The organism is Bradyrhizobium sp. NAS80.1 (assembly GCF_001908205.1).
Classification (GTDB): domain Bacteria; phylum Pseudomonadota; class Alphaproteobacteria; order Rhizobiales; family Xanthobacteraceae; genus Bradyrhizobium.
This window is the reverse complement of record NZ_LGHL01000170.1, coordinates 1-21,642: the sequence shown is the minus strand read 5'-3', so window position 1 is coordinate 21,642 and position 21,642 is coordinate 1. Positions and strand designations below refer to the sequence as shown.

Annotated in this window: 20 protein-coding genes and 2 pseudogenes; 17 read left to right on the top strand and 5 right to left on the bottom strand. The window is 59.1% G+C overall.

Going from position 1 to position 21,642, the window contains the following annotated elements:
* The 4 genes from AC629_RS33155 to AC629_RS49150 all read left to right on the top strand — a co-directional run.
* A partial coding sequence (locus tag AC629_RS33155; protein WP_283848213.1) for an Asd/ArgC dimerization domain-containing protein occupies window positions 1-455 on the top strand: 455 nt, incomplete at its 5' end.
* Window positions 456-522: 67 nt separating this feature from the next.
* Window positions 523-957, top strand: a complete 435-nt coding sequence (locus tag AC629_RS49160; protein ID WP_168195633.1) for a recombinase family protein — start codon at window positions 523-525, stop codon at window positions 955-957.
* Entirely contained in the window at window positions 954-1,202 is a 249-nt protein-coding gene (locus AC629_RS49155; protein ID WP_245332066.1) for a recombinase zinc ribbon domain-containing protein, read from the top strand. The genes AC629_RS49160 and AC629_RS49155 overlap by 4 nt, the downstream gene beginning before the upstream one ends.
* The gene (locus tag AC629_RS49150; RefSeq protein WP_245332065.1) at window positions 1,150-1,722 is read left to right on the top strand and encodes a hypothetical protein; all 573 of its coding nucleotides are present in this window, start codon (window positions 1,150-1,152) and stop codon (window positions 1,720-1,722) included. The genes AC629_RS49155 and AC629_RS49150 overlap by 53 nt, the downstream gene beginning before the upstream one ends.
* 740 nt (window positions 1,723-2,462) lie before the next feature.
* Here the strand turns inward: AC629_RS49150 and paaZ are convergent.
* A complete protein-coding gene (paaZ, locus tag AC629_RS33135) occupies window positions 2,463-4,499 on the bottom strand; it encodes a phenylacetic acid degradation bifunctional protein PaaZ (RefSeq protein ID WP_084809008.1) in 2,037 nt (678 codons plus the stop codon).
* Between the two features lie 139 nt (window positions 4,500-4,638).
* Between paaZ and AC629_RS33130 the strand changes: the two are divergent.
* Window positions 4,639-5,335: pseudogene (locus AC629_RS33130) on the top strand (enoyl-CoA hydratase-related protein); the annotation flags it as partial.
* A 192-nt stretch (window positions 5,336-5,527) separates the two neighbouring features.
* On the top strand, window positions 5,528-6,142 hold the full coding sequence (locus tag AC629_RS33125) for a TetR/AcrR family transcriptional regulator (protein ID WP_143199625.1): 615 nt from the start codon (window positions 5,528-5,530) through the stop codon (window positions 6,140-6,142).
* 227 nt (window positions 6,143-6,369) lie between these two features.
* Here AC629_RS33125 and AC629_RS33120 read toward each other — a convergent pair whose 3' ends face one another.
* Together AC629_RS33120 and AC629_RS49145 are read right to left on the bottom strand one after the other, a co-directional pair.
* The gene (locus AC629_RS33120) at window positions 6,370-6,666 is read right to left on the bottom strand and encodes a hypothetical protein (protein WP_084809007.1); all 297 of its coding nucleotides are present in this window, start codon (window positions 6,664-6,666) and stop codon (window positions 6,370-6,372) included.
* Window positions 6,667-6,890: 224 nt separating this feature from the next.
* Window positions 6,891-7,811, bottom strand: coding sequence for a MarR family winged helix-turn-helix transcriptional regulator (locus tag AC629_RS49145; RefSeq protein WP_245332064.1), 921 nt, complete (start codon window positions 7,809-7,811; stop codon window positions 6,891-6,893).
* Here AC629_RS49145 and AC629_RS50755 point away from each other — a divergent pair.
* The 7 genes from AC629_RS50755 to AC629_RS33080 all read left to right on the top strand — a co-directional run bounded on the left by AC629_RS50755 (window position 7,698) and on the right by AC629_RS33080 (window position 12,541).
* The gene (locus tag AC629_RS50755) at window positions 7,698-8,969 is read left to right on the top strand and encodes an MFS transporter (protein ID WP_502693068.1); all 1,272 of its coding nucleotides are present in this window, start codon (window positions 7,698-7,700) and stop codon (window positions 8,967-8,969) included. The two genes, AC629_RS49145 and AC629_RS50755, sit on opposite strands and share 114 nt — an antisense overlap.
* Before the next feature lie 22 nt (window positions 8,970-8,991).
* The gene (locus AC629_RS33105; protein ID WP_084809005.1) at window positions 8,992-9,921 is read left to right on the top strand and encodes an alpha/beta hydrolase; all 930 of its coding nucleotides are present in this window, start codon (window positions 8,992-8,994) and stop codon (window positions 9,919-9,921) included.
* Between the two features lie 86 nt (window positions 9,922-10,007).
* Window positions 10,008-10,601 carry a transporter gene (locus tag AC629_RS33100; RefSeq protein ID WP_084809004.1) on the top strand — a complete coding sequence of 198 codons (594 nt, stop codon included), beginning with the start codon at window positions 10,008-10,010 and terminating at the stop codon, window positions 10,599-10,601.
* The gene (locus AC629_RS33095; protein WP_168195632.1) at window positions 10,594-10,953 is read left to right on the top strand and encodes a transporter; all 360 of its coding nucleotides are present in this window, start codon (window positions 10,594-10,596) and stop codon (window positions 10,951-10,953) included. Before AC629_RS33100 ends, AC629_RS33095 begins: the two co-directional genes overlap by 8 nt.
* A gap of 45 nt (window positions 10,954-10,998) precedes the next feature.
* Entirely contained in the window at window positions 10,999-11,340 is a 342-nt protein-coding gene (locus tag AC629_RS33090) for an alpha/beta fold hydrolase (protein WP_084809002.1), read from the top strand.
* 43 nt (window positions 11,341-11,383) lie between these two features.
* Window positions 11,384-11,800: an alpha/beta fold hydrolase gene (locus tag AC629_RS33085; protein WP_143199624.1), complete on the top strand. Its 417-nt coding sequence runs from the start codon at window positions 11,384-11,386 to the stop codon at window positions 11,798-11,800.
* Window positions 11,801-11,866: 66 nt separating this feature from the next.
* Window positions 11,867-12,541: a 2-hydroxychromene-2-carboxylate isomerase gene (locus tag AC629_RS33080; RefSeq protein ID WP_084809000.1), complete on the top strand. Its 675-nt coding sequence runs from the start codon at window positions 11,867-11,869 to the stop codon at window positions 12,539-12,541.
* Between the two features lie 1,642 nt (window positions 12,542-14,183).
* Here AC629_RS33080 and AC629_RS33070 read toward each other — a convergent pair.
* Window positions 14,184-14,639, bottom strand: coding sequence for an Lrp/AsnC family transcriptional regulator (locus AC629_RS33070; protein WP_084809012.1), 456 nt, complete (start codon window positions 14,637-14,639; stop codon window positions 14,184-14,186).
* A 157-nt stretch (window positions 14,640-14,796) separates the two neighbouring features.
* On the opposite strand from AC629_RS33070, the gene AC629_RS33065 reads away from it, so the two are divergent.
* The 4 genes from AC629_RS33065 (at window position 14,797) to AC629_RS33050 (ending at window position 21,270) form a co-directional block, all read left to right on the top strand.
* Complete coding sequence (locus tag AC629_RS33065) at window positions 14,797-18,279, top strand: indolepyruvate ferredoxin oxidoreductase family protein (protein ID WP_084808998.1); 3,483 nt, start codon at window positions 14,797-14,799, stop codon at window positions 18,277-18,279.
* A 501-nt stretch (window positions 18,280-18,780) separates the two neighbouring features.
* Window positions 18,781-19,509, top strand: coding sequence for a LuxR family transcriptional regulator (locus tag AC629_RS33060; protein WP_084808997.1), 729 nt, complete (start codon window positions 18,781-18,783; stop codon window positions 19,507-19,509).
* Between the two features lie 84 nt (window positions 19,510-19,593).
* Window positions 19,594-20,226, top strand: coding sequence for an acyl-homoserine-lactone synthase (locus tag AC629_RS33055; RefSeq protein WP_084809011.1), 633 nt, complete (start codon window positions 19,594-19,596; stop codon window positions 20,224-20,226).
* 84 nt (window positions 20,227-20,310) lie between these two features.
* Window positions 20,311-21,270 (top strand): LysR family transcriptional regulator, encoded by a 960-nt coding sequence (locus tag AC629_RS33050; protein ID WP_084808996.1) that lies wholly within the window; start codon window positions 20,311-20,313, stop codon window positions 21,268-21,270.
* Here the strand turns inward: AC629_RS33050 and AC629_RS33045 are convergent.
* Window positions 21,237-21,398, bottom strand: a pseudogene (locus tag AC629_RS33045) (DUF2274 domain-containing protein); the annotation flags it as partial. The gene AC629_RS33050 and the pseudogene AC629_RS33045 sit on opposite strands and share 34 nt — an antisense overlap.
* Window positions 21,399-21,642: the final 244 nt, after the last annotated feature.

The following is a 21,642-nucleotide window of genomic DNA, read 5'->3' as shown; positions in this document are numbered from 1 at the left end:
GCTACGCCGAGAGCAACGAGAACTTGGTGCCCTACGGTCTGCTCAAGCACGTCCACATGCCCGAGATCGCCAAGACGATCGAGCGGCTGAGTGGCGGCAGCGCGGCCGGGCTGGTGTTCACGCCACACTTGGTGCCGATGACCCGCGGCGTTCTCGTCACCATGTACTGTCGCGGCCGCGCCACCACGAGCCAGTGCTTGGACGCGGCCCGGCGCTTCTACGCCGGGCGGGCGTTCGTCCGCGTGACCGACAAGCCGCCGCAGACCAAATGGGCTACCGGCTCGAACCTCGCTTTGGTCAGCTATGCGGCCGATCCAGAGCGCGACTTGGTGATTGCGATGGGCGTGGTCGACAATCTCGGCAAGGGAGCGGCTGGTCAGGCGGTGCAGAATGCGAACCTGATCTGCGGCCTGCCAGAAACCGCAGGGTTGGACGGCGTACCTGTTTGGCCGTGAGATCTAAGGCGCCTGTGGCGGCGATCACCGCAGGGGCGATCGTGAGATCGATCCAGCCCAAGCTAACGTGATCCGTCGCATTTTCCGCGATTTCGCGAAGGGCATCAGTCCGCGCACGATTGCCAAGACACTCAATAATGAGGGTGTCACCGGCCCTGAAGAGCAGCTATGGAACGACACGACTATCCGCGGGCACGTTAAGCGCGGCACCGACATTATCAATAATGAGTTGTACATTGGTCGCCTAGTCTGGAACAGACAGCGCTATGTAAAGGATCCGTCGACGGGGCGGCGCGTGTCGCGTCTCAACCCAGAGTCAAAATGGATCGTCACCGACGTTCCTGAGCTACGCATTCTCGATGACGCGCTTTGGCAGGTGGCGAAAACTCGTCAAGGCGAGATTGCTGACAAATATGTCAACGTGACTGAGGCCATTCGCGAACATCACGCCAAAAATCGGCTGAACGGCGCGCGTCGGCCAAGATCGCTGCTGTCGGGTTGATCTTCTGCGGCTGCTGTCGCGGCCCGTATTCGCTGCGAGGTGCGGATCGCTTCGTTTGCTCTGCGCACGTGACTAACGGTTCTTGCTCGAACGGCCGAACCATTCCGCGCGAAGAGCTCGAACGGCGCGTCCTGGCCGGATTGAAGGACCGGATGATGGCACCGGATGTAGTCGCCGAGGCGATGCGCGCCTATGCAGAAGAGACAAACCGGCTCAATCGCGAACGGCGAAGCTTGGCGGTCTGAACTGGTCAAGGTGGAGAAGCAAATCCAAGGCATCATTGAGGCCATCAAAGAGGGCATGTTCCAACCGTCCATGAAGGCGGCGATGGATGGGCTCGAAAGTCGCAAGGCGGAACTCGTCACCCTTCTCTGCGAAAGCCCGTTGGATGTGCCGGATATCCTGCCGAGCACCTCAAAGATTTACGCCAAGAAGGTCGGACGTCTCACAGAAGCGCTGAACAAGCCGGAAGACCGGGGGGAAGGCAACAGAAGCCCTACGCAACCTGATCGAACGGATAGTTCTGGAACCTGGTCCCAATCGCGGTGCAATGAACGCAACCCTCTATGGCGAATTGGGCACGATCTTGGGGTGGATGACCCGCCAAGACCCATGAAAAGTCTACAGAAACGAAAACTCCCGCAGCGGTTGCTGCGGGAGTGTCGGGAGCGGTGGTTGCGGGGAGACGCAACCACCGATACCGACATTCAGTTCAGGTTGCAATCTAACCAAAGGGTTTTCGTCCCTTTTCGCCGAGCGGCTTGAGCTTTGCGAGCCATGTTCTTCAACGCGAAATCCGTCCTCCGACCCCACGTTCCGAAGCTACGGTTTGCGCGGTGACTAGGGGTAACGTTACGGAACTAACCGCAACAGCCGTTGTCGCGCTATTCATTGATTTGCTGTCGCCTCGAACGGCCGGATACAATGGAGAAGCAGTGCGACGGAGAGAGTGTCAGTCAACCTCCATTGAAATATAAAGCATTTCCGACCTTCCTAGACCAAAACCCACCATTTGAGCTACGGCCCCGAAATGGGATTTCGCCGCCGGCAGCCAATGGCCCATTATCGACAACAACGCCATCAAGCGACTAGCGAAAGTCGTCGCACGCCGCCTGATCGCCGTCCAGCTCTTGGGGAATCCCATCGCGGCTAATCTAAGTTCTGGCCAGCCCTTCAAGTTCCGTGGGCAGTCGATGCCGCCGGAAGAGCCATAGCGCTGTTTTGCAAGGAAGCCCTAACGCGGCGTAAGAGGGGACCTAGAGCCAGCCCACAACTGCGCTACAGTTTTGCTCTTCACGCGCACATCCTGATCCAGACGGTCCCACTGTAGCAATCCGCCGTTGGTCGAATGGCTGAATTTTTCTCAACCCCGCTAGGAATCTTTGCGAGCTCAGCGCAAGATAAAACTTGGGAGCAACGTCACGAAAAGCCAAGTCAAATCTGCTCTGCAAGATTCCGCGATAAAGTCGGGGCTTTCGGCTCTCTCGCCGGTTTCGTCGACGGATTCATGCCGCTCGGGCGCTCATGGTCAGAAGATCGTAGCGAGCGACAGGTTCGCCGTTTTGGTTGATGACCTCGACATCCCATCGCACCTCGCCGTATTCTGGCTTTCGCGCGGGCGACTTCTGCTTCACCGTCAGACGTACCCTGATGCTATCGTCTGGAGAGACTGGTTTGAGGAACCGTAGATTGTCGAGACCATAATTCGCCAGAAGCGGTCCTGGCGCCGGATCAACGAAAAGCCCGGCTGCAAATGCGAGGATAAGATAGCCGTGCGCGACGCGCCCAGGGAAAAACGGATTCGCCTTCGCGGCCACCTCATCCATGTGGGCATAAAACGTATCGCCGGTAAATTCCGCAAAGTGCTCGATGTCATCAAGCGTGATCGAACGGCTGGAGGTCTCGATGGTATCGCCGACAACGAGTTCATCGTAGTTGCGCTTGAAGGGATGAACGTCCGCAAGAGACGTCGGTGCGCCGTTGCACCAAGCACCCGTCAATGCCGACAATCGACCAGGCGAACTCTGTACCGCGGTGCGCTGCATGTAGTGGTACACGCCGCGTAGCCCGCCGAGCTCTTCGCCGCCTCCCGCGCGCCCGGGCCCCCCGTGGACAAGGCTAGGCAGCGGCGAACCATGTCCCGTCGATTCCTTCGCGCAATCCCGATCAACAATCAGGACACGGCCGTGATAGGGCGCGATGCCCAGAACAATGGCTTCCGCCACCTTACGATCGTAGGTGAATACTGATGCCACGAGACTGCCCTCGCCGCGCCTGGCCAGATCGACGGCTTGGTCGATCCCATCATAGGCGATCACCGTCGCGACCGGCCCAAATGCTTCGGTGTCGTGAACCCTTTGAGCTGTCGCCGGATCGACGACACGCAGGAGAACCGGGGAGATAAAGGCCCCGCTCTCCGCATCGATCCCTTCGCCCCCGCGTTGACCGGGATCGCCAAAGACGATCTCCGCCTCGCTTAGAAGTATCGCGATCTGGCCACATACGGCGGCACGCTGAGCCCTGCTAACCAAGGGCCCCATTACCTTCTCGTCGACGCGAGGATCGCCGAGCCTGACCTCTGCCAGACTGGCCTTCAAGGCCGCGATGACCGCAGCTTCCCGGGTCTTGGGTACCAGGATCCGCCGGATCGCGGTGCATTTCTGGCCGGTCTTCACGGTCATCTCGCGCACGATTTCGCGGATAAACAGAGCGAACTCCGGTTGTTCCGGAGTCACATCGTCGCCGAGCACGCTCGCATTGAGCGAATCCCGCTCGGCAACGAAACGAACCGAATGCTTGGCGATATTCGGATGGTTACGAATCCTGTTCGATGTTTCGATTGATCCGGTGAACGACACGACATCCTGTCCTGTGAGGTGATCGAGTAGATCGCCGACCGAGCCACAGATCATCTGGAGGCTGCCGGGAGGCAAGATTCCGGATTCGTGCATCAACCGCACCAGGGCCTCCGTCACATAAGCGGTCGCGGTCGCAGGTTTTATGATCACGGGGACGCCGGCGAGAAACGCCGGCGCAAACTTCTCCAACAGTCCCCAGCAGGGAAAGTTGAAGGCGTTGATATGGACTGCGACGCCGTGCAGGGGCGAAAGCAAATGCTGGCCGACAAACGTACCGCCTTTGGCGAGCCCCTCGACCTCGCCTTCAAGCGCAAATTTAGCATCCGGCAGCTCCCGACGCCCGCGCGAGGCATAGGCCGACAGCGTGCCGATGCCACCCTCAATATCAATGGCATTGTCGCGCCTGTTGGCGCCGGTATCGCCCGCCAGCCGGTACAGCACGTCCTTGTGCTGGCCAAGATGAACCGCAAGCGCCCGCAACTTGTCGGCGCGCGCATGGAAGGTGAGTTCGCGCAGGACGGGACCGCCGGTGTTGCGCGCGTGGCTGGCCATCCTCGCAAAGTCCAATCCGGCGGCGGATAGCCGAGCGACAACGCGGCCGTCGACCGCACTAGGAATGTCGACGAAGCCGGTGGTGGGTGTGACCCAACGGTCAGACGCAAGGCTCTGCAAGGTGATAGTCATCGATCTCCTCCCGGTGGCTCCGCAACGCCGGCAATCAACGTCCGGCCGCTATCCGGTTGACTCGGTCACCGGAGTGGATATTAATTAATCGACCGGTCGCTTAATTCAAGCAGGTACTTGCAAACGAGCGGGAGGAACCGTGGATTCGATCCTGATCGACGACCGCGGGGCATGGCGCATCGTCACCCTGAACAGGCCCGACAAGCTGAATTCGTTCAATGAGACGATGCACGGATTGCTTGCTAGGGCACTCGATGAAGCAGCCGAGAATGTCGACTGCCGCGCAGTTCTGTTGACCGGCACAGGCCGCGCGTTCTGTGCCGGCCAGATCTGAGCGATGTCGCGGTGATCGGCAATCCCCCACCCGATCTTGGAGTCACTATCGAGCGCTCTTACAATCCGCTCATTCGCCGCATCCGTTCGTTGAACAAACCGGTCATCTGCGCCGTCAACGGCACGGCGGCCGGCGCCGGAGCCAACATCGCCTTCGCCTGCGACGTCGTTCTCGCCGCGCGTTCAGCGAAGTTCGCCCAATCATTTGTCAGAATCGGCTTTGTGCCGGATTCCGGATGCTCGTGGTTTTTACCACGATTGGTTGGCGAGGCGCGCGCCAAAGCTCTTGCCATGACTGGCGCCCTCGTCCCCGCCGAGGCGGCTGAAAGCTGGGGATTGATCTGGCGCGGGTCGACGACGAGAAGCTAAGCGGCGAAGCTGAAGCGCTTACCGCGCGCCTTTCCAATCAGCCAACCCAAGGTCTTGCATTGATCAAGCGCGCTTTCGACCGATCCGCGATCGCCACCCTCGACCTGGAGCGCGACCTGCAACGCGAGGCAGGCGCACGTCTGGCGAAAAATATCTTCGCAATCCCGCGCGAGAAGCAGGCAGGCGCACTCAACCTCCGGAACGTCGGGAAAACCGGTTGTGGTCGAGGGGCAAAGCCAATCTTGTGAAAGAGCTCGAAGATTAATTGACCGACCGGATGGTCGATGCCACTTTGCCAGCTTCTATTGCTGCGTCCCCGAGGTGAAATGGCTCGTCCACGAGCAAGCGACTACGAACAAAAGCGCTTGAGCATTCTTACTCGTGCTGCGCGCTTGTTCGCCGAAAATGGCTATGGCGGCGCGTCGACTACGATGATCGCGGAGGCCTGCGGTGTCTCCAAGGCGCTGATGTATCACTACTATAGCTCCAAGGATGATGTTCTTTTTGATATCCTTGACCATCACCTGAAGCACCTAGTCGACATTGCCGAAGCCGCTTCCCAATCACCCGGCAGCGCCGAGGAACGCTTGTTCGCCATCTCTTCGGCCTTGCTCGACGCTTATCGCGGCGCCGACGCCGAGCACCAAGTTCAGATTTCGAGCCTGAAACTCCTGCCTACTGCACAACAACGGGTTCTCAAGTCGTTGGAACGGAAACTGGTTGCCATCGTCTCGGAAGCGATCGCAGGCACGATCCCGTCGATAGCGAAGCGGCGCGACGCGCTGACGCCGCTGACCATGTCGCTGTTTGCGATGCTAAATTGGCACTTTCTGTGGTTTCGCGAGGGCAAGAGCCTTACGCGCGAAGCTTATGCGAAGATGGTGACCGCTCTTGTTCTGGCCGGCGCAGAGGCCGCCATCTCCGCTCTCGGCCGAAAATAGCCTAAACGCGCACCAGCGCTCGCACGAAGATCGGCTGCCTCAAGAGGAAGCTGCTGCAAGCGGCGCCTGACCGTTTCGGTCCCTCGTCGCCGCGGCCGCAGCTTCCTCCACCGGACCGTAGCCGCGTATATCCATAGGCGCCTGCGCGATCCTAACTAACTAGATCGCCCAGATTTGGCCTTTAGGCACGAAAGCGATTCGACAACCAACGAGTTTGTGCCAGCCGATCAACTCTCGCTCCATCTTTCGCTCACCCGAATAGCCGAACAAGTCGAAGCGGTTGCAACCGCAGGAACTTCAGCCGCGCCAACAGTCTGAAAAGCGGAGAGATCCATCCGCCAAATCGCTGCTTGCGCGGCGTGGCTCTTGCCGGTCATCACGATGCCGTAGGTGGCTTCGGGAATGCCATAGATCCTGCGGCCGATGGGGTTTACCACGTCGGAAAAGAAAAGGACCGCGCTCTTCTTGAGTTCCGAGCGCTGCTCGATCTGCGCTCCCGCCAAATCACCGACATCGCGGTTCAACCACAAGACGTTTGGGATTCACCCATCCCTGCCCCTGTTACGCCCGACGCGCTCATGGTCGCCAGGCGTTGGAATTCTCTATCGCGAATTGCTTGAAGGATGCCGGACTCGTGCCGGTTATCCTTTCTTCTGCAGAAGTCGTCCGGGCCTCAGCACCCTGCGCAACGCGACCAAGGCGGTGCCGTGGCTCCTGCTGGTGAAGATGGAAAGCCGCCGCAAGCTTGCTACTTGTCAGCCACTTCGCGTCGGACACGCCTAAAATGATCGATGAGTTTGCGCGTGAGATCGCCGTACATCCGCACCTCCTCCTTCGTGAGCACCACCGAGAGAGCATCGAGATAGCGCTGCTTCACCGCGAGCTGTTCTTTATACGCTGCTTGACCAGCTTTGGTATGATGCAACTGCGATCGCCGCTTGTCGTCCGGGTGCGGCGTGACAGCGACCAAGCGACGCTTCTTTAGATTCTGCAGAGCTCGACTGACCGCAACCTTATCGTATTCCCAGTATTGAGCGACTTCGATTGCCGTGATTCCGGGCGCGCAGCCGACGGCTTCGAGAACACGCCACTCAATGAGGGACACCCCCGTGCGCGCCTGCATTGCGGCTTCGTAAAGGCGATGCAACAGCGTCGACAAGATTTCGACCTGCCCCAGGTCGTAACGATAACTCTCGGGCGGGAAGCCCTCATGCAGGGTGGCTGGCTGATCGTTCGCGTCGCCAGAAATACGCTTCAGAAAAGAAGCCGCTTTGCGCGTCTCTTCATCGACCACTCGTGTTTTCAAGAATCCCTCTCTAACTTCGTGCAGCAGCAACACATCATAGGTTGCCGGGACCGCCCGTTCGTCAACTCCATCCCGAGAAATCTTTTTTTCCGATAGAGCTCTCTTGAGATTAGTTACATATGATACTATAATGGTTTCATTACACTGATAAATGCCGCAACACATCAGCGGCCCTCGGGGGGAAATGGCGACATGGTGCAACAATCCAATCAAGGACCTCCGGCGCCTCATCGCTGGGTGATACTGTCGATGTTCACGTGTGGTTTTGCGCTTGCATACCTTGACCGCCAGGTCCTTACGATTCTGATTGATCCCCTTCGACATTTCTTGAGTCTCAGCGATACTCAGGTTGGCCTTCTTCAAGGGACTGCGTTTTCCATTTCATTCGCCCTCGGTGGTGTGCCCCTGGGGTGGCTGGTTGACAACGCCAACCGGATGCGTGTCACGGCCGCATGCGTCGCCGCTTGGAGCGCCGCGACGACCGCCACCGGCCTGGCAATAACGTTTCCGCAACTTATCCTAGCGCGATCCATGACAGCGTTCGGCGAGGCCGGCTGTTCACCCGCGGCATTGTCGACATTTGCTGATGTCTTTCCCGCCCGAGAGCTGCCTCGCGCTACAGCCATTTACATGGCAGCGCCGTACTTCGGAGGGGGCGCGGCGCTGATCGTCGGCAGTTTGATCCTTCAGGCGTTCGCTCAGACGTCCGGGATCGTGCTGCCTCTGATCGGCCACCTTGAGCCGTGGCAGGTTGTGTTCGTTATCCTTGGGATCCCTGGCTTTTTGCTCGCGATGTGCTTTTGGCTCTTTGTGCGAGAGCCTCCACGGTTCGGAAAGCGAGCCGACGCGCCAATTAGCGCGCGCGAAGCTATCGACTTTGCTGTGCGTGAATCCCGCTATCTGTCCAGTTACTTCTGTGCATACGCCTTCATCATAGCGGGCCTGTTTGCGCTTCTTACTTGGTTTCCCACTCTTGCCATACGGAGCGGCTTCGGGACAGCAGCCGAGCTGGGGCGCCCCCTCGGGATCGCGTTTTTTTGCCTGCGGCATTGTCGGCACCTTTGGTGGCCAGTGGCTGGTCGGTCACGTCCGCGATGTCGAGGTCGTCCAGCTGACCATGAGGCGAGCCCAATGGCCCCTTGTCGCGCAAATGGCGATAGCGGCGGTATTCTGGTTCAGCTCATCCTTCGGTGCGACGTTGTCGTGTTACGCGGGAATGATCCTGACCGCGAGTGTGCTCACGTCAATCATGCCCATCCCACTCCAAGTAGGCATTCCCAGCCGTCTGCGGGGACGCATCGTGGGTCTCTTTCTCCTGAGTGTGAATGTCTTTGGAACGAGCATTGGACCGGCAGTTGTTGGATTACTCAGCGATATATTCGGCAACACGTCGAGCGCGCTCACACTGGCGCTATCGAGCACGCTCTTCCTGATTGCAGCGTGTGCTCTCGCTTTGATGAAGCACGCAGAGACGCGGCTACGCGCATCACATCTCTCCAACGAAACGCCAATCCTCCGTGAAACTGCAGAAAAAGCGACCTAAATGAAAATCCACCACATCGACTCCGGACCGCACGACAGGCAATACGTCGACGGCCTCCTCCGAGACAAGCAATTCCAATCCATCTATTCGGCCCCAACGACCGTTGAAGCCATGCGTGGAGGGACTGCGACGCTCGCAGTGAATGCGAACGCGGCATCCTCAGTTTCACCCGTGACAATTTCAGCGAGCGAAGAGAGTGGTATCCCGTGCGAGCGAATGACGCCGAACGACGGCGACGGCAGCAAAGTCATTCTGTTTCTACACGGTGGCGGGTTTGTTCGAGGGAGCCTCGCGTTGGCGCGAGTTAATGCAGTCGAACTGTCCGCGGTAGCTCGAGTTCCTGTCCTGGCGGCAGGTTACCGACAGGCCCCTGAACATCGCTTTCCAGCCGCAGTCCAGGATGCACTTACCGTCTACCGTCGACTGCTGGAAAGTGGATACGCGCCTGAAAATATCGTCGTTGTCGGCGAGTCGGCGGGCGGATGCCTCGCCCTGACACTTCCAGACAACGCAGCCCGGGAGAACTTGCCGGCACCGCCAACAATTGTCGGCATCTCGCCGATGATCGATCTGCGCATGCGGGGCGCGTCGTGGCAATTCAACGCAGGCCGCGACATTGCCACCGCGAAAATGGGCGAGCAGATGATCAGCCTCTACCTGGATGACGCGACAAGAGATCATCCGCTCGCCGCTCCGATCAATGCAACGATCGTACGAGGCACTGCAATCCTGCTTTGCGTGGGCACGCACGAAGTCATGCTCAGCGATGTCGAACGTTATGCGCACCGAGCCGACCATGCAGAGGCGAACGTGACGCTGAATCTATACGACGGGATGCCGCATGGATTCACGAAGTTTGACATCCCTGTCGCGAAGCGAGCGCTGGCTGACGTTGCTCGTTGGTGCCGCGCGCATCTATACCACAGATAGCGCTGTCGGGCGGCGCCCAATCCAATAATCAGACAAAATTTTGGGAGGATCCTATGCGAAGTCACCTACTTGGACGCGTTTTAGCAATGGCAATCGCGGGGATGTCCTGCATAGCCGCATCATCTCATACCTATGCGTCAGAAGGTCAGACCTTCGGCGGTCCGATTGGTGGCACGGATATGCGCGCGGCATACCTGCCACCTCCGGGCTGGTACATCGGCATGGTGCTAGGATCAGGGTATGCAGACCGCTTGTACGGCGATGGCCAACCGGTCCCCAATGCGACCGCCGGTGGAAGCATATACCTTGGAGCTCTGGGTGTTCAGTACGTCTATCCATTCCAGGTCCTCGGAGGCACAATAGCCTCAACCATCCAAGTGCCTTATCAATTTGGCCATTTCTCTCTCAATCAAAGAAGCGAATACTTCAGCGGTCTGGGCGACACATACGCCGAGTTGATTGCCTGGAGTAAGTATCTCGGCCCGATCGGCATCGATACGTCATCCGCGCATCCATCCGCGGCCGCTCCATACGGCCTGACCATCAAGCTCGCCTATTCTATGATCGTTCCTACCGGCGCGTACAGCACAACTCAGCTTCTCACGCCGGGACATAACGTTTACTTCTTCATACCAAGTATCGCTTTCTCGTACCTCACCCCCCCCGAATGTCTTGGGTGACGGACTTGAGCTCAGCGCGCGCCTGTTTTTGGATTTCGCATCAACGAACACCGCGACGAACTACTCGACTGGCGCTGTCGCCGACATCGATTTCGCGATCACGGAGAAGTTCGGCCGCTGGCAGGCTGGGCTTGCTGGGTATTATGGGCACCAGTGGCAAAACGACATTCATAACGGAATGATCGTTGCTCCAAATGGAAAGAACCTGGAAACGATTGGCGTTGGACCGGTCGTGGCGTACGCGATTCCCGAATGGAACGCTGTATGGAAGCTGAAAGTTCTCGAGCCTATGACGCAGCGCAACTCACTCAACACCACCAGAGTATTCCTTTCCTTCAACAAGGGGTTCTAGTTGTGATTTCGAACAATATCGAAACGTGTTGAGGCGAGATACTGCATGGATACGATCAAGATCCTCGCGAATGATGGAACCACTCTATTCGCGCAGGTGCTCGGCAGCGGACGCCCCTTCGTTATCGTACATGGCAGCCGATCAGATTCGCGCGACTGGCTTCAGGTCGCGCGACTCCTCGCGGCGGACTATCGTGTTCACGTCATCGACCGCCGTGGTTACGGTCAGAGTGGGACGCGTCGAACCGACTACGCCATCATGCATGATATCGATGACCTGATGTGCATTCTGCGGCACATCGGCGGAGGCGCTCTGCTATTCGGCCACAGCTTCGGGGGGCGTCGTCTCGCTGTTGACTTCGGCCAGAGCAGACGCGGGCTTAGTTGATGCCGTGATTTGCTACGAGCCCCCTCTCAATGTCCGCGGCCGCGTGGATATCCCTCCGGCTTTGCGCGCCTTTCTTACTGCCGCCGACGAAGATCGGCTGCCCGAGGCGGTTCGGCATCTCTGCTCGGTGTACTTCCCTGCGCTACCCACATTTGCAGTGGATCAACTCGCTGATTGCAATGAAATGCAAACGATGGCGTGCAACTGGCTTGCCGAGATTGACGCCATGCCTGCACTTCTGGACCGGTTCGACCTACCCGCGATCCCTAGCCTCTTTATATCCGGCGAAAACACTGCTTCGCTGCACCCGTTGAAGCCTGAATCGATCGCCTTGCCAGGCGACAGCCCTCAGCGATTTCCGACGCAGACCGCGATCCTCAACGGCCAGGGTCACTTCGCCAATGTTACCGCTCCGCGGCGGCTCGCGGACGTCATACGAACGTTCTGCAGCAAGGTCTGAAACAGAATCTGCACATGCGCATGCTGCCCGCTCTGCACCTTACATCTCAAGCATAGGAGTCCCACGATGAGCCTACATGTTGACCTGTTCTGGGGTATTCGGAGTCCATACACATACCTCGGATCAGAACGCTACAAACGCATTCAAGATCAATATAATGTAACTTTCCGCGTCAAGGTGGTACTACCCGGACTGCTGCGTCATCCCGAAAGCGCAGCACGTTTCAATCCGCTCTTTTTCAGGTACGCCCTTCTGGATCTCGCGCGGGTCGCCGCCTATCACGGATTGCCGTTCAGCTACGCCAATCCAGATCCACTTGTTCAGGACAAGACAACAATGCATGTTGCTGCGGAGCAACCGCACATTCATCGCTTGAGTCGGTTGGCGGTGCTGGCAGACCGAGCAGGTCGCGGCTTTCAGTTTGTCTATCACTTAAGTCGTTTGATTTGGGGGAGCGGGCTCAAGTGGGATGAAGGCGATCACCTCGCCGAGGTTGCCGCTTCGGCCGGCCTTAACCTGCAGAAAATGGAGGCGTCGATCGTTGGACAAGAAGCGGATCTTGATCGAGTGATTGAAGCCAATGGCGCCGCGCTTACGGCGGCAGGACATTGGGGAATTCCCACGGCGGTGTTTTTGGATGAGCCGTTTTTCGGACAAGATCGAATTGAACTGCTTGTGTGGCGCATGAGGCAACATGGTTTAACACATAGGCATGAGCCATCTACTCTTGCGTCTGCATAGTCAGTTGCAGATCGGCATTGCATCACCTCCGGCGCTGGCATGAGCATACTGGGGTTCAATCACACTGGCGCCAATAGCGTGTTGGTGTGCTGCTCGTTGGCGTCGGCGATGTGGATCACGGGAGCACCGCCCGGCCCGCACCGCTCTTACCCCGTGACCTCTCGGTAACTCCGCAGAGAAAATTGCCGATTTGCGCGGGGATTGAGACGACAGCCGCACCGGAATTTTGCATACCCCGCTCAAGGACATGCGTCGGTTGCGCGGGGGGGACGATGGGCGTTGGGAGCGGACGGGCAGCGAAGCCACGGTCAGGCTGGCGCCGAGGCTGACCCTCAGCGGCCGCACTAATATCGGTCGGAATGCAGGATCGTCCGATCGTCCGGCACGCTGACGTTCAGCGATAGGGCTCCAGCCTCAGCACCACCAACAGTGTCTATGGCGGCTATAATGGCAACGGCACGCGCGGGCTCAGCAGCGGCGCCAGCCTGTCGGGCTACTATCTGTTGGTCGGCGGCAATGCCGACTCGACCGGCGCGCTGCGTCGACGGATCGACCTCGTCCATCTACCTGCAGAACGATATCCATGTCGGCGCCTCCGGCACCGGCACGCATCTCGATAGTGTGACGCTCGGAGCGATCAATACTCAGCTTGTCACCAGGGAATGCCCCCCAGTTTCGGATCCATCTGTCAGTAGAATTGAACTCGTCTAGGCTTCGGGCCTTGTCATATTTATGTTCGGCTGCGCCTGAGGCGACCATCCTTTCAAGGACGCGCATTACGGCACGTCCTTGAAGACGTTCATTCTGATCATCAAACTTCACCGAAGCCAGCGGCCCGTACAGTACAGACGCAAGCATTCGGACTGCGTACTCGCGGACAACGGCATCCATTTCACTCATCATACCACTTCTCTCCATGATCTCTGACCTCGCGCGGCTGCGGCTGTCAGACCATTTACAAGATGGCTTCCGCGAGCCACCGACCACGGGGATGGGAAGATAAGTGATCAGTAAACTCTGTCGGAGCGACTCGCATCGAAACGCTGCTCGACATTCCGCCGCCTTGGCGGAACGGAATGCGGAGCTTTGCTTCTAGCGGTCGAGGGCAACTGCGCTCGCCTCGACTAGGATTCTGCCGTCAACGCCACTTATTGGGCTAATGCTCCAAGGCGCTTCACCAGTTGTCCGTCCAGCCTTTCGAGCACATACTCGTCAGTATTGTCTCTGCCCGTAGCAAACCCTTGCTCTTAATCTGTTGAACAAGCAGTTCATGGCTGTCGACGACATCTTTCGCGCTCATCTCGGTCCAAAAATCACAACCAGCTCTCCCTGTAGTTGACTTTCTTTCAGCGCTGCCTGCCTGACGCCCGTACACTTTTTGCTTTGCCTATGAGCTCATACGTCTCTTGGCCGAGATTCGAATAATGTTCGGTGTTCATAGTCACATTGGAATAAGAAGTAATCGCCCTCTTTGGCTGCGTACACGCCCCCCGATGCGCCAAGGGGCCATGGCTGACAGGGGATTCTTGAGGACGCCGCAAAGAGAGCGAACGACTCGGCCCCTATCACATCTGCGACGAGCGGTTCATTGTTCTTAATTCCCACTACCAAGATTTAGCACTACTACAGGTTGGGCGACGACTCAAAACGGCAGCGCCACGCCGGTCTTGATTTCCTTCAGGATCACGTTGGTGCGGACGTGGCGGATGCCGGGGATGCGGAACATGAACTCGTCGAGGAATTTGTTGTAGGCGTCCATGTCGCGGACAACGACGCGCAGGTGATAGTCGGCATCGCCGGTGGTGGCGAAGCATTCCAACACCTCGCGGCGCTTCTTGACGCGTGCGACGAACTCGTCGACGAATTTCACATCGTGCCGCTCCAGCGAGACGTGTAGGATCGCAGATGCGGCAAAGCCCGCCTGCTCGCGCGCGACCAGTGCCGTATAGCCTGCGATGACGCCGGACTCCTCCAGCGCGCGAACGCGGCGCCAGCAGGCCGAGGTCGACATGCCGACATTTTCAGCAAGCTGCTGGTTGGTGGCGCGGCCATCCTTCTGCAGCTCGGCGAGGATCTTCTCGTCCTGCTCTTCAACCATCGAGAAACCCATTCTGGTATGTTCCACCGAATTAAGTCGATTTTGGCAATCTTATACCGATCTTGGCGTCTAGACAGAATAGATAGGTAAGACCTACCAGACGCTCAGGCGTACCGTTGTCTCCAGAAAACACATTGCGATTCCTAAGGGGCCAGTCATGGGCCAGATGCCGCAGCTTGACGCCTACCAGCTCTCCGACCGCTACATCCGCGACCACGGCCGCGTCTTCCTCACGGGCACGCAGGCGATCGTCCGCATCGCGCTCGACCAGGCACGGCGCGATCGCGCCGCGGGACTGAACACCGCGGGATTCATTTCCGGCTATCGCGGCTCGCCGCTCGGCGGCGTCGATCTCGAGCTGTGGAAGATCACGCAGCAGCTCAAGGACAGCCGCATCGAATTCCTGCCGGCGGTGAACGAAGACCTCGCCGCCACCGCAGTGCTCGGCTCGCAGCAGGTCGAGACGCAAGCGGACCGCGAGGTCGATGGCGTGTTCGGGCTGTGGTACGGCAAGGGCCCCGGCATCGACCGCTCCGGCGATGCGCTGAAGCACGGCAACGCCTATGGCTCCTCGCCGCATGGCGGCGTGCTTGTCGTTGCCGGCGACGACCATGGCTGCGTGTCGTCGTCGATGCCGCACCAGTCCGACGTCGCCTTCATGAGCTGGTTCATGCCGACGCTGCATCCATCAGATGTCGGCGAGTATCTCGCCTTCGGCGAATATGGCTATGCGCTGAGCCGCTTCTCCGGCATGTGGGTCGGCTTCAAGGCGATCTCGGAGATCGTGGAATCAGGCGCATCCGTCGAGCTGCGGCCGCCGCGTGTCTTCGCACGGCCGGACTTTGTGCCGCCGCCGGGCGGGCTGCACTATCGCTGGCCGGATCTGCCGGGACCACAGATCGAGGAGCGGCTGGAGGCCAAGAAGCACGCGGTCTACGCCTTTGCAAAGGCCAATCCGATCGACCGCCACATCTACGACGTCAAGGGCGCGACCTACGGCATCGTCACCACCGGCAAGGCGCATCTCGACCTGATGGAGGCGCTGCGGCTGGTCGGGCTTGATGAAGCCGCCTGCCGCCGCTTCGGCATCGACATCTACAAGGTCGGCATGGTGTGGCCGCTCGCGCTGCACGACGCGATGGAGTTCGTGAAGGGCAAGCGCGAGATCCTGGTGGTCGAGGAGAAGCGCGGCATCATCGAGAGCCAGTTCAAGGAGTATTTCTACGACTATCCGGGCGCGAAGCCGGAGCGGATGGTCGGCAAGCATGACGAGACCGGCGCGCGCTTGATCTCCTGGACCGGCGAATTGTCGCCACGCATGCTCGCCGAGGTGCTGGCGCGGCGGCTCGATCCGATGTTTCCGGAACTGCAGCTCGCCCGCCGCGTCGCCGCGCTCGCACCCGAGCAGGTTCGCACCATCGCGGTGCCGGGCGCGACCCGCATGCCCTATTTCTGCTCCGGTTGCCCGCACAACACCTCCACGAAGGTGCCCGAAGGCTCCAAGGCGCTGGCCGGCATCGGCTGCCACTTCATGGCGAGCTGGATGGACCGCGAGACCTCGTCGCTGATCCAGATGGGCGGCGAAGGCGTCAACTGGGCCGCGTTATCGCGATTTACCGGCCACAGGCACATCTTCCAGAATCTCGGCGAAGGCACCTATTATCACTCGGGCTCGATGGCGATCCGGCAGGCGATCGCAGCCCGCGCCAACATCACCTACAAGATCCTGTTCAACGACGCGGTCGCGATGACCGGCGGCCAGCCGGTCGACGGCCCGGTCAGCGTGCAGGCGATCGCGCACTCTGTCCGCGCCGAGGGCGTGTCGCGCATCGCGCTGGTCTCGGACGATCCCGCACAGTTCTCGCTCGCCGATTTGCCCGCCGGCGTCACCATCCATCCGCGCGAGGAGATGGATGCCGTGCAGCGCGAGCTGCGCGAGATTCCCGGTGTCACCGTGCTGATCTATCAGCAGACCTGCGCCACCGAGAAACGGCGGCGGCGCAAGCGCGGTATGCTGCCGGATCCCGCGCGTTTCGCCTACATCAACGATCTCGTCTGCGAGGGTTGCGGCGACTGCTCGGTGGAATCGAACTGCCTCAGCGTCGAGCCGAAGGAGACGCCGTTCGGCCGCAAGCGCAAGATCAACCTCTCGACTTGCAACAAGGATTTCTCCTGCCTCAACGGCTTCTGCCCGAGCTTTGTCACCATCGAAGGCGGCAAGCGGCGCGCGAAGACGGCAAGCCGCATCGACCCGATGGCGCGCGCCGCGGCGCTGCCGGCACCGACGCTTGCCACGCTCGAGCGGCCCTATGACCTGCTCATCACCGGCGTCGGTGGCACCGGCGTGATCACGGTCGGTGCGCTGGTCGCAATGGCCGCGCATCTGGAAGGGCGCGGCGTCTCGGTGCTCGACTTCACCGGCTTTGCGCAGAAGTTTGGACCGGTGCTGAGCTATCTGCGCCTTGCCGCGACGCCTGATCGCCTGCACCAGGTGCGGATCGACCAGGGCGCGGCGGATGCGCTGATCGGCTGCGATCTCGTGGTGAGCTCGTCGGCCAAGGCCTCCGGCACCTATCGCAAGGGCCTGCGCGCCGCGGTTAACATGGCGGAGATGCCGACGGGCGACGTGGTTCGTTTTCGTGATGCCGACCTCGCCTCGCCGGTCCGCTTGCGCGCCATCGAGCGGGTGATCGGAGCGGGCAATCTCGGCACGCTCGACGCCAACGCGCTGGCCGAGCGGCTGCTCGGCGACAGCGTGTATGCCAACATCATGATGCTCGGCTTTGCCTGGCAGAACGGGCTGGTGCCGGTATCGCTCGAGGCATTGCTGCGCGCGATCGAGCTGAACGGGGTGACCATCGAGCGCAACAAGCAGGCGCTGGCCTGGGGCCGGATCGCGTGTGCCGATCCGGATTTCCTGCCGAAGGCGGAGAATGCTGCGGCCGGCACGCCCGAGACGCTCGACCAGGTGATCGCTCGGCGCGCGGACTTTCTCGTGGGCTATCAGAACGAGGCCTACGCGGCGCGCTATCGCGCGACCGTCGATCGCGTACGAAGCGTCGAACAGGCGCTCGGCACGGAGGCACTTACCGACGCGGTGGCGCGTTCGCTGTTCAAGCTGATGGCCTATAAGGACGAGTATGAGGTGGCGCGTCTGCACATGCAGACCGACTTCCTCCACGAGCTGAGCCGCGAATTCGACGGCGACTTCAAGGTGCAGTACCATCTTGCGCCGCCGTTCTTGCCCGGCAAACACGACGCCCGCGGGCGGCCGCGGAAGCGCGAGTTCGGCCCGTGGATCCAGACGCCGCTGCGGTTGCTCGCAAGCCTGAAAAGGCTGCGCGGCACACTGTTCGACGTGTTCGGTTACACCACGGAGCGCCGCGCGGAGCGCGAGTTGATTAGCTGGTACGAGACGCTGATCGGCACCATGCTCGGTAGTCTCGATGCGGCGCGCCTGCCCGATCTCATCGCCATTGCAAAAACGCCGATGGAAATACGCGGTTACGGCCCGGTGAAGGGCGCTGCCATCGACACCGCAAAGGCAGAGGTCGCGCGGCTGACCGCGCGACTTGTCTCCACTCCATCAGATACGGGTGGCGGTTCGGAAACCGGTCGCCGTGAACGCGCGCTGGTCTAAAGATGACGAACGGAAGCTGTTGGACCTAGTCGAATGGTCGACGTTGACCAGGCGGGAGGTACTCCGTGGGTTGGGATAAAGTGATGTGGCGATTAGTCTTCGACTGGCATGATCAAGAAGCGGCTTGCAGAGGCACGTTAGTCCCTCTCGGCTGCATCGGAGTAGGACAACAAAAAGCCGCCGTATGAGGCGGAACGAAAATCCACGGCGTAGTGGTGGGGCCGTGGACGCCGCGTCACATCCCGTCTGAGAGCTCGCTTACGTCGTCGTCACCGCTCCTGCTTGGCCCCGCCTGAGCCTAACGAGCCGGTTACCAAGCAAAATGGCTTAGCTTCCTCAGACCGGCAACTGAACCGAACTGTATTCTAAATAAGATAACGTCTGACCTTCGGTTGAACCTTACCGCCATCACTCGATCGAGAAGTGGCCGGCGACGAACGAGGATCCATTTCAGGACAGTCAGAAGCACATCCAAGTTTGGGACATACCGCAGGTTGCGAAATGCATCGCGTCTTTCAGAATTTTATTGATCTTCTGTCGACAGCAGAAAGTCTTCAGGACTTCTCCAAAGCTATGGCCGACACAGCGACCGCTTTGGATCTATCTTGTTTCGCCTATCTTGCTCTCCACCGAGCGAAAAGCGGCAAGCCGCGCCTAATCTCCACATATCCCTCACGGTGGACGGCTCACTATTTGCGCAGAGATTACCAAATCATCGATCCTGTGATTGGCGAAGCGCTTCAGACCCCGGAACCCTTCCGATGGGGTGTTGATTTCCGATCGGGGTTTACTTCGATGGCGCAGCAGCAGGTTTTCGACGAGGCCGCGCAGTTTGGAATCCGATTTGGCTTTACGGTTCCCATTCACGATGGGCACGGTCCAGTCGCTGCGCTGACTTTTGCAGCCGACGAGAGACGACCTCCGTTCGAAAAGTGCATTAACTCACATGGGCGTGTTCTTCAGCTCATGGCGATGTATTTCCATGCTCACGTCCGCCGAAAGTTCGCCATCGAACACGACGTGTATGGAATACGCTTGTCTCCCCGCGAATTCGAATGCCTGGAATGGGCTTCGCAAGGGAAAAGTGCTTGGGAGATTGGCTGCATCCTTGGCATCTCGCGCAACACCGTCGCGTACTATCTGGAGAACGCGAAGGAGAAGCTAGGTGTTCGAACAGTCGTGCAGGCGGTGACGCGGTTGGCCGCTGCTAACAAAGAAAAGCAAAATTAGGACGCGCGCCCCCTGCAACTACAGGTAATGAATCAGATCAACAATCCCGCTTCAAAGGAGGTCATGAACACTTTTGGAGGGATTATGATTCAGCTGATCACACCACCTTCGTATGGGGAGTTTTCCGGCACTATCATTGAAATGCATCGGTTACGGCATCGTGTTTTCAAGCTCCGCATGGCCTGGGACGTTCAAACCAGCGGCGACATGGAGATTGATGATTTCGATGCGCTGCATCCAACGTACCTAACGCAGCTATCTGACGCGGGTCGAGTACAGGGATCCGTTCGCCTCCTCCCCACGCTCGGCCCGACTATGCTTCGCGACACGTTTCCCGCCCTTCTTGGCGGTCAACCCGCACCGTCAACCCCTCTCGTCTGGGAAAGCAGCAGATTTGCAATCGACGTTGCCGTGGACGCCCCAAAAGGAGATCATGGCATCACTTGTGCCACATATGAGCTGTTTGCGGGGATGGTCGAATTCGGACTTTCACGACAGCTCACTGACATCGTTACCGTCACGGATGTCCGAATGGAACGAATCCTCCGACGGGCCGGTTGGCCCCTGCGGCGCATTGGCAATCCTTCCAAAATCGGCAACACCTTAGCCGTGGCGGGTTACCTTGCAATTTCGAGTGAGATTCTCTCGAACCTTCGCAAGGCTGGCGGCTTTGTGACGCCAGTTCTTTGGACGCCGGTAATCTTCGCGGCCGCCTAGAACGACCCACGCCAACGAACGAAATGTACGTCCCCGCATGGAGCGGGGACGCCGTGTCTTGCGGCTTACTACCGAGCTACGAACATGACCGACATTGACATTGGGAACAATCGGCGAAACGCGGCCAAAGCTATCGACCTGCAACAGCTTCGATTGGCCGTTGTGGCTTGTGACTACGGAAGCTTTCGACGAGCCGCAGAGGCACTTTCGATCAAGCACACCGTCTTCAGCCGCTCCATCAGTCAGCTCGAGTATCTGGTCGGGACTTCACTGTTTGAGCGCTCAAGCGGGGGAATCAAGCCTACTCTCGCTGGCCGAGCGGTTCTGCGAATTGCACGGCTGATTTTGGAACAAGTCGATACACTTGTCGATGCGGGACAATCTAGTGGTCGCGGCGTATCTGGTCACCTTGCGATGGGCTTCTGCACATCCATTTCGACCGGGAATTTGCGAGCTACCTTAGGGGAGTTCAAGAAGCGGCTCCCGCAGATCGAATTGGCGACGATGGAACGCTCTCGACTTCGTCTAATGACTGCCCTTCGCAGCGGGACGGTCGATGTGGTTGTCACCCCAGGGCGTTTGTTTTCAAAGGACACTAAAGCACTGCCGCTGTGGAGCGAACGCATCTTGATCTCGCTGCCTCAGGATCACTGCTTGGCACCACGCGAGATCGTCTATTGGACCGATCTGCGTAACGAAACGATTCTCTTAAGCCAGTATGATCCTGGACGAGAGCTTGAGGATCTGTTGATCTCGAAGCTCGTACTACCTGAGGACCGTCCCAAGATCGAACGCCATGACGTTAGCCGAGGTATCATTAAGAGCCTGATAAGTATGGGCATGGGGCTCAGCCTCGTGATGGAATCGGATATTGGAGCGAGCTTTGCCGGCTTGGTGTATCGAGAGCTACAGGATGGAACGGGACCAAGCCGGTTGGACTTCTATGCGCACTGGCGCGATGACAATGACAATCCGGCTCTGAAGCGTTTCCTCAAATTGTTAGCAGAACGCTACCCCTCGCCCCCGCCGGCTCTTGGGGAATGATTGGTTCGTCTCGCCTTTGCAAATCCGCGGTCCGTGGCCATAAAGCGCGCTAACATGGGCGCGATCAGCTTCGCCGGATCGATGCGCTGCCCATTTTCGCGAGCCAGGGCCTCTGCATAGGCGACGCAGCGCGGTCGGCGGTACGCCGGCCACATTGAAAAAGCCATGCTGCTGCGGAAGCTGTACGGGGATGAGAGGGGTGACATTGGCCATTTAGCTCTGTCTCAGCCGTTTAGCTGAATAGTTCCTCGAGATTCCCTGATTGCGTGGGCCAAACCACAGCTAACTTCTAGCATGTTTAGTCGGCCGTTTTCCTTGCTGGACGCTCCTCAGTTATCCTCCTCATCGGCCGTACCGTTAACGAGGTCAATG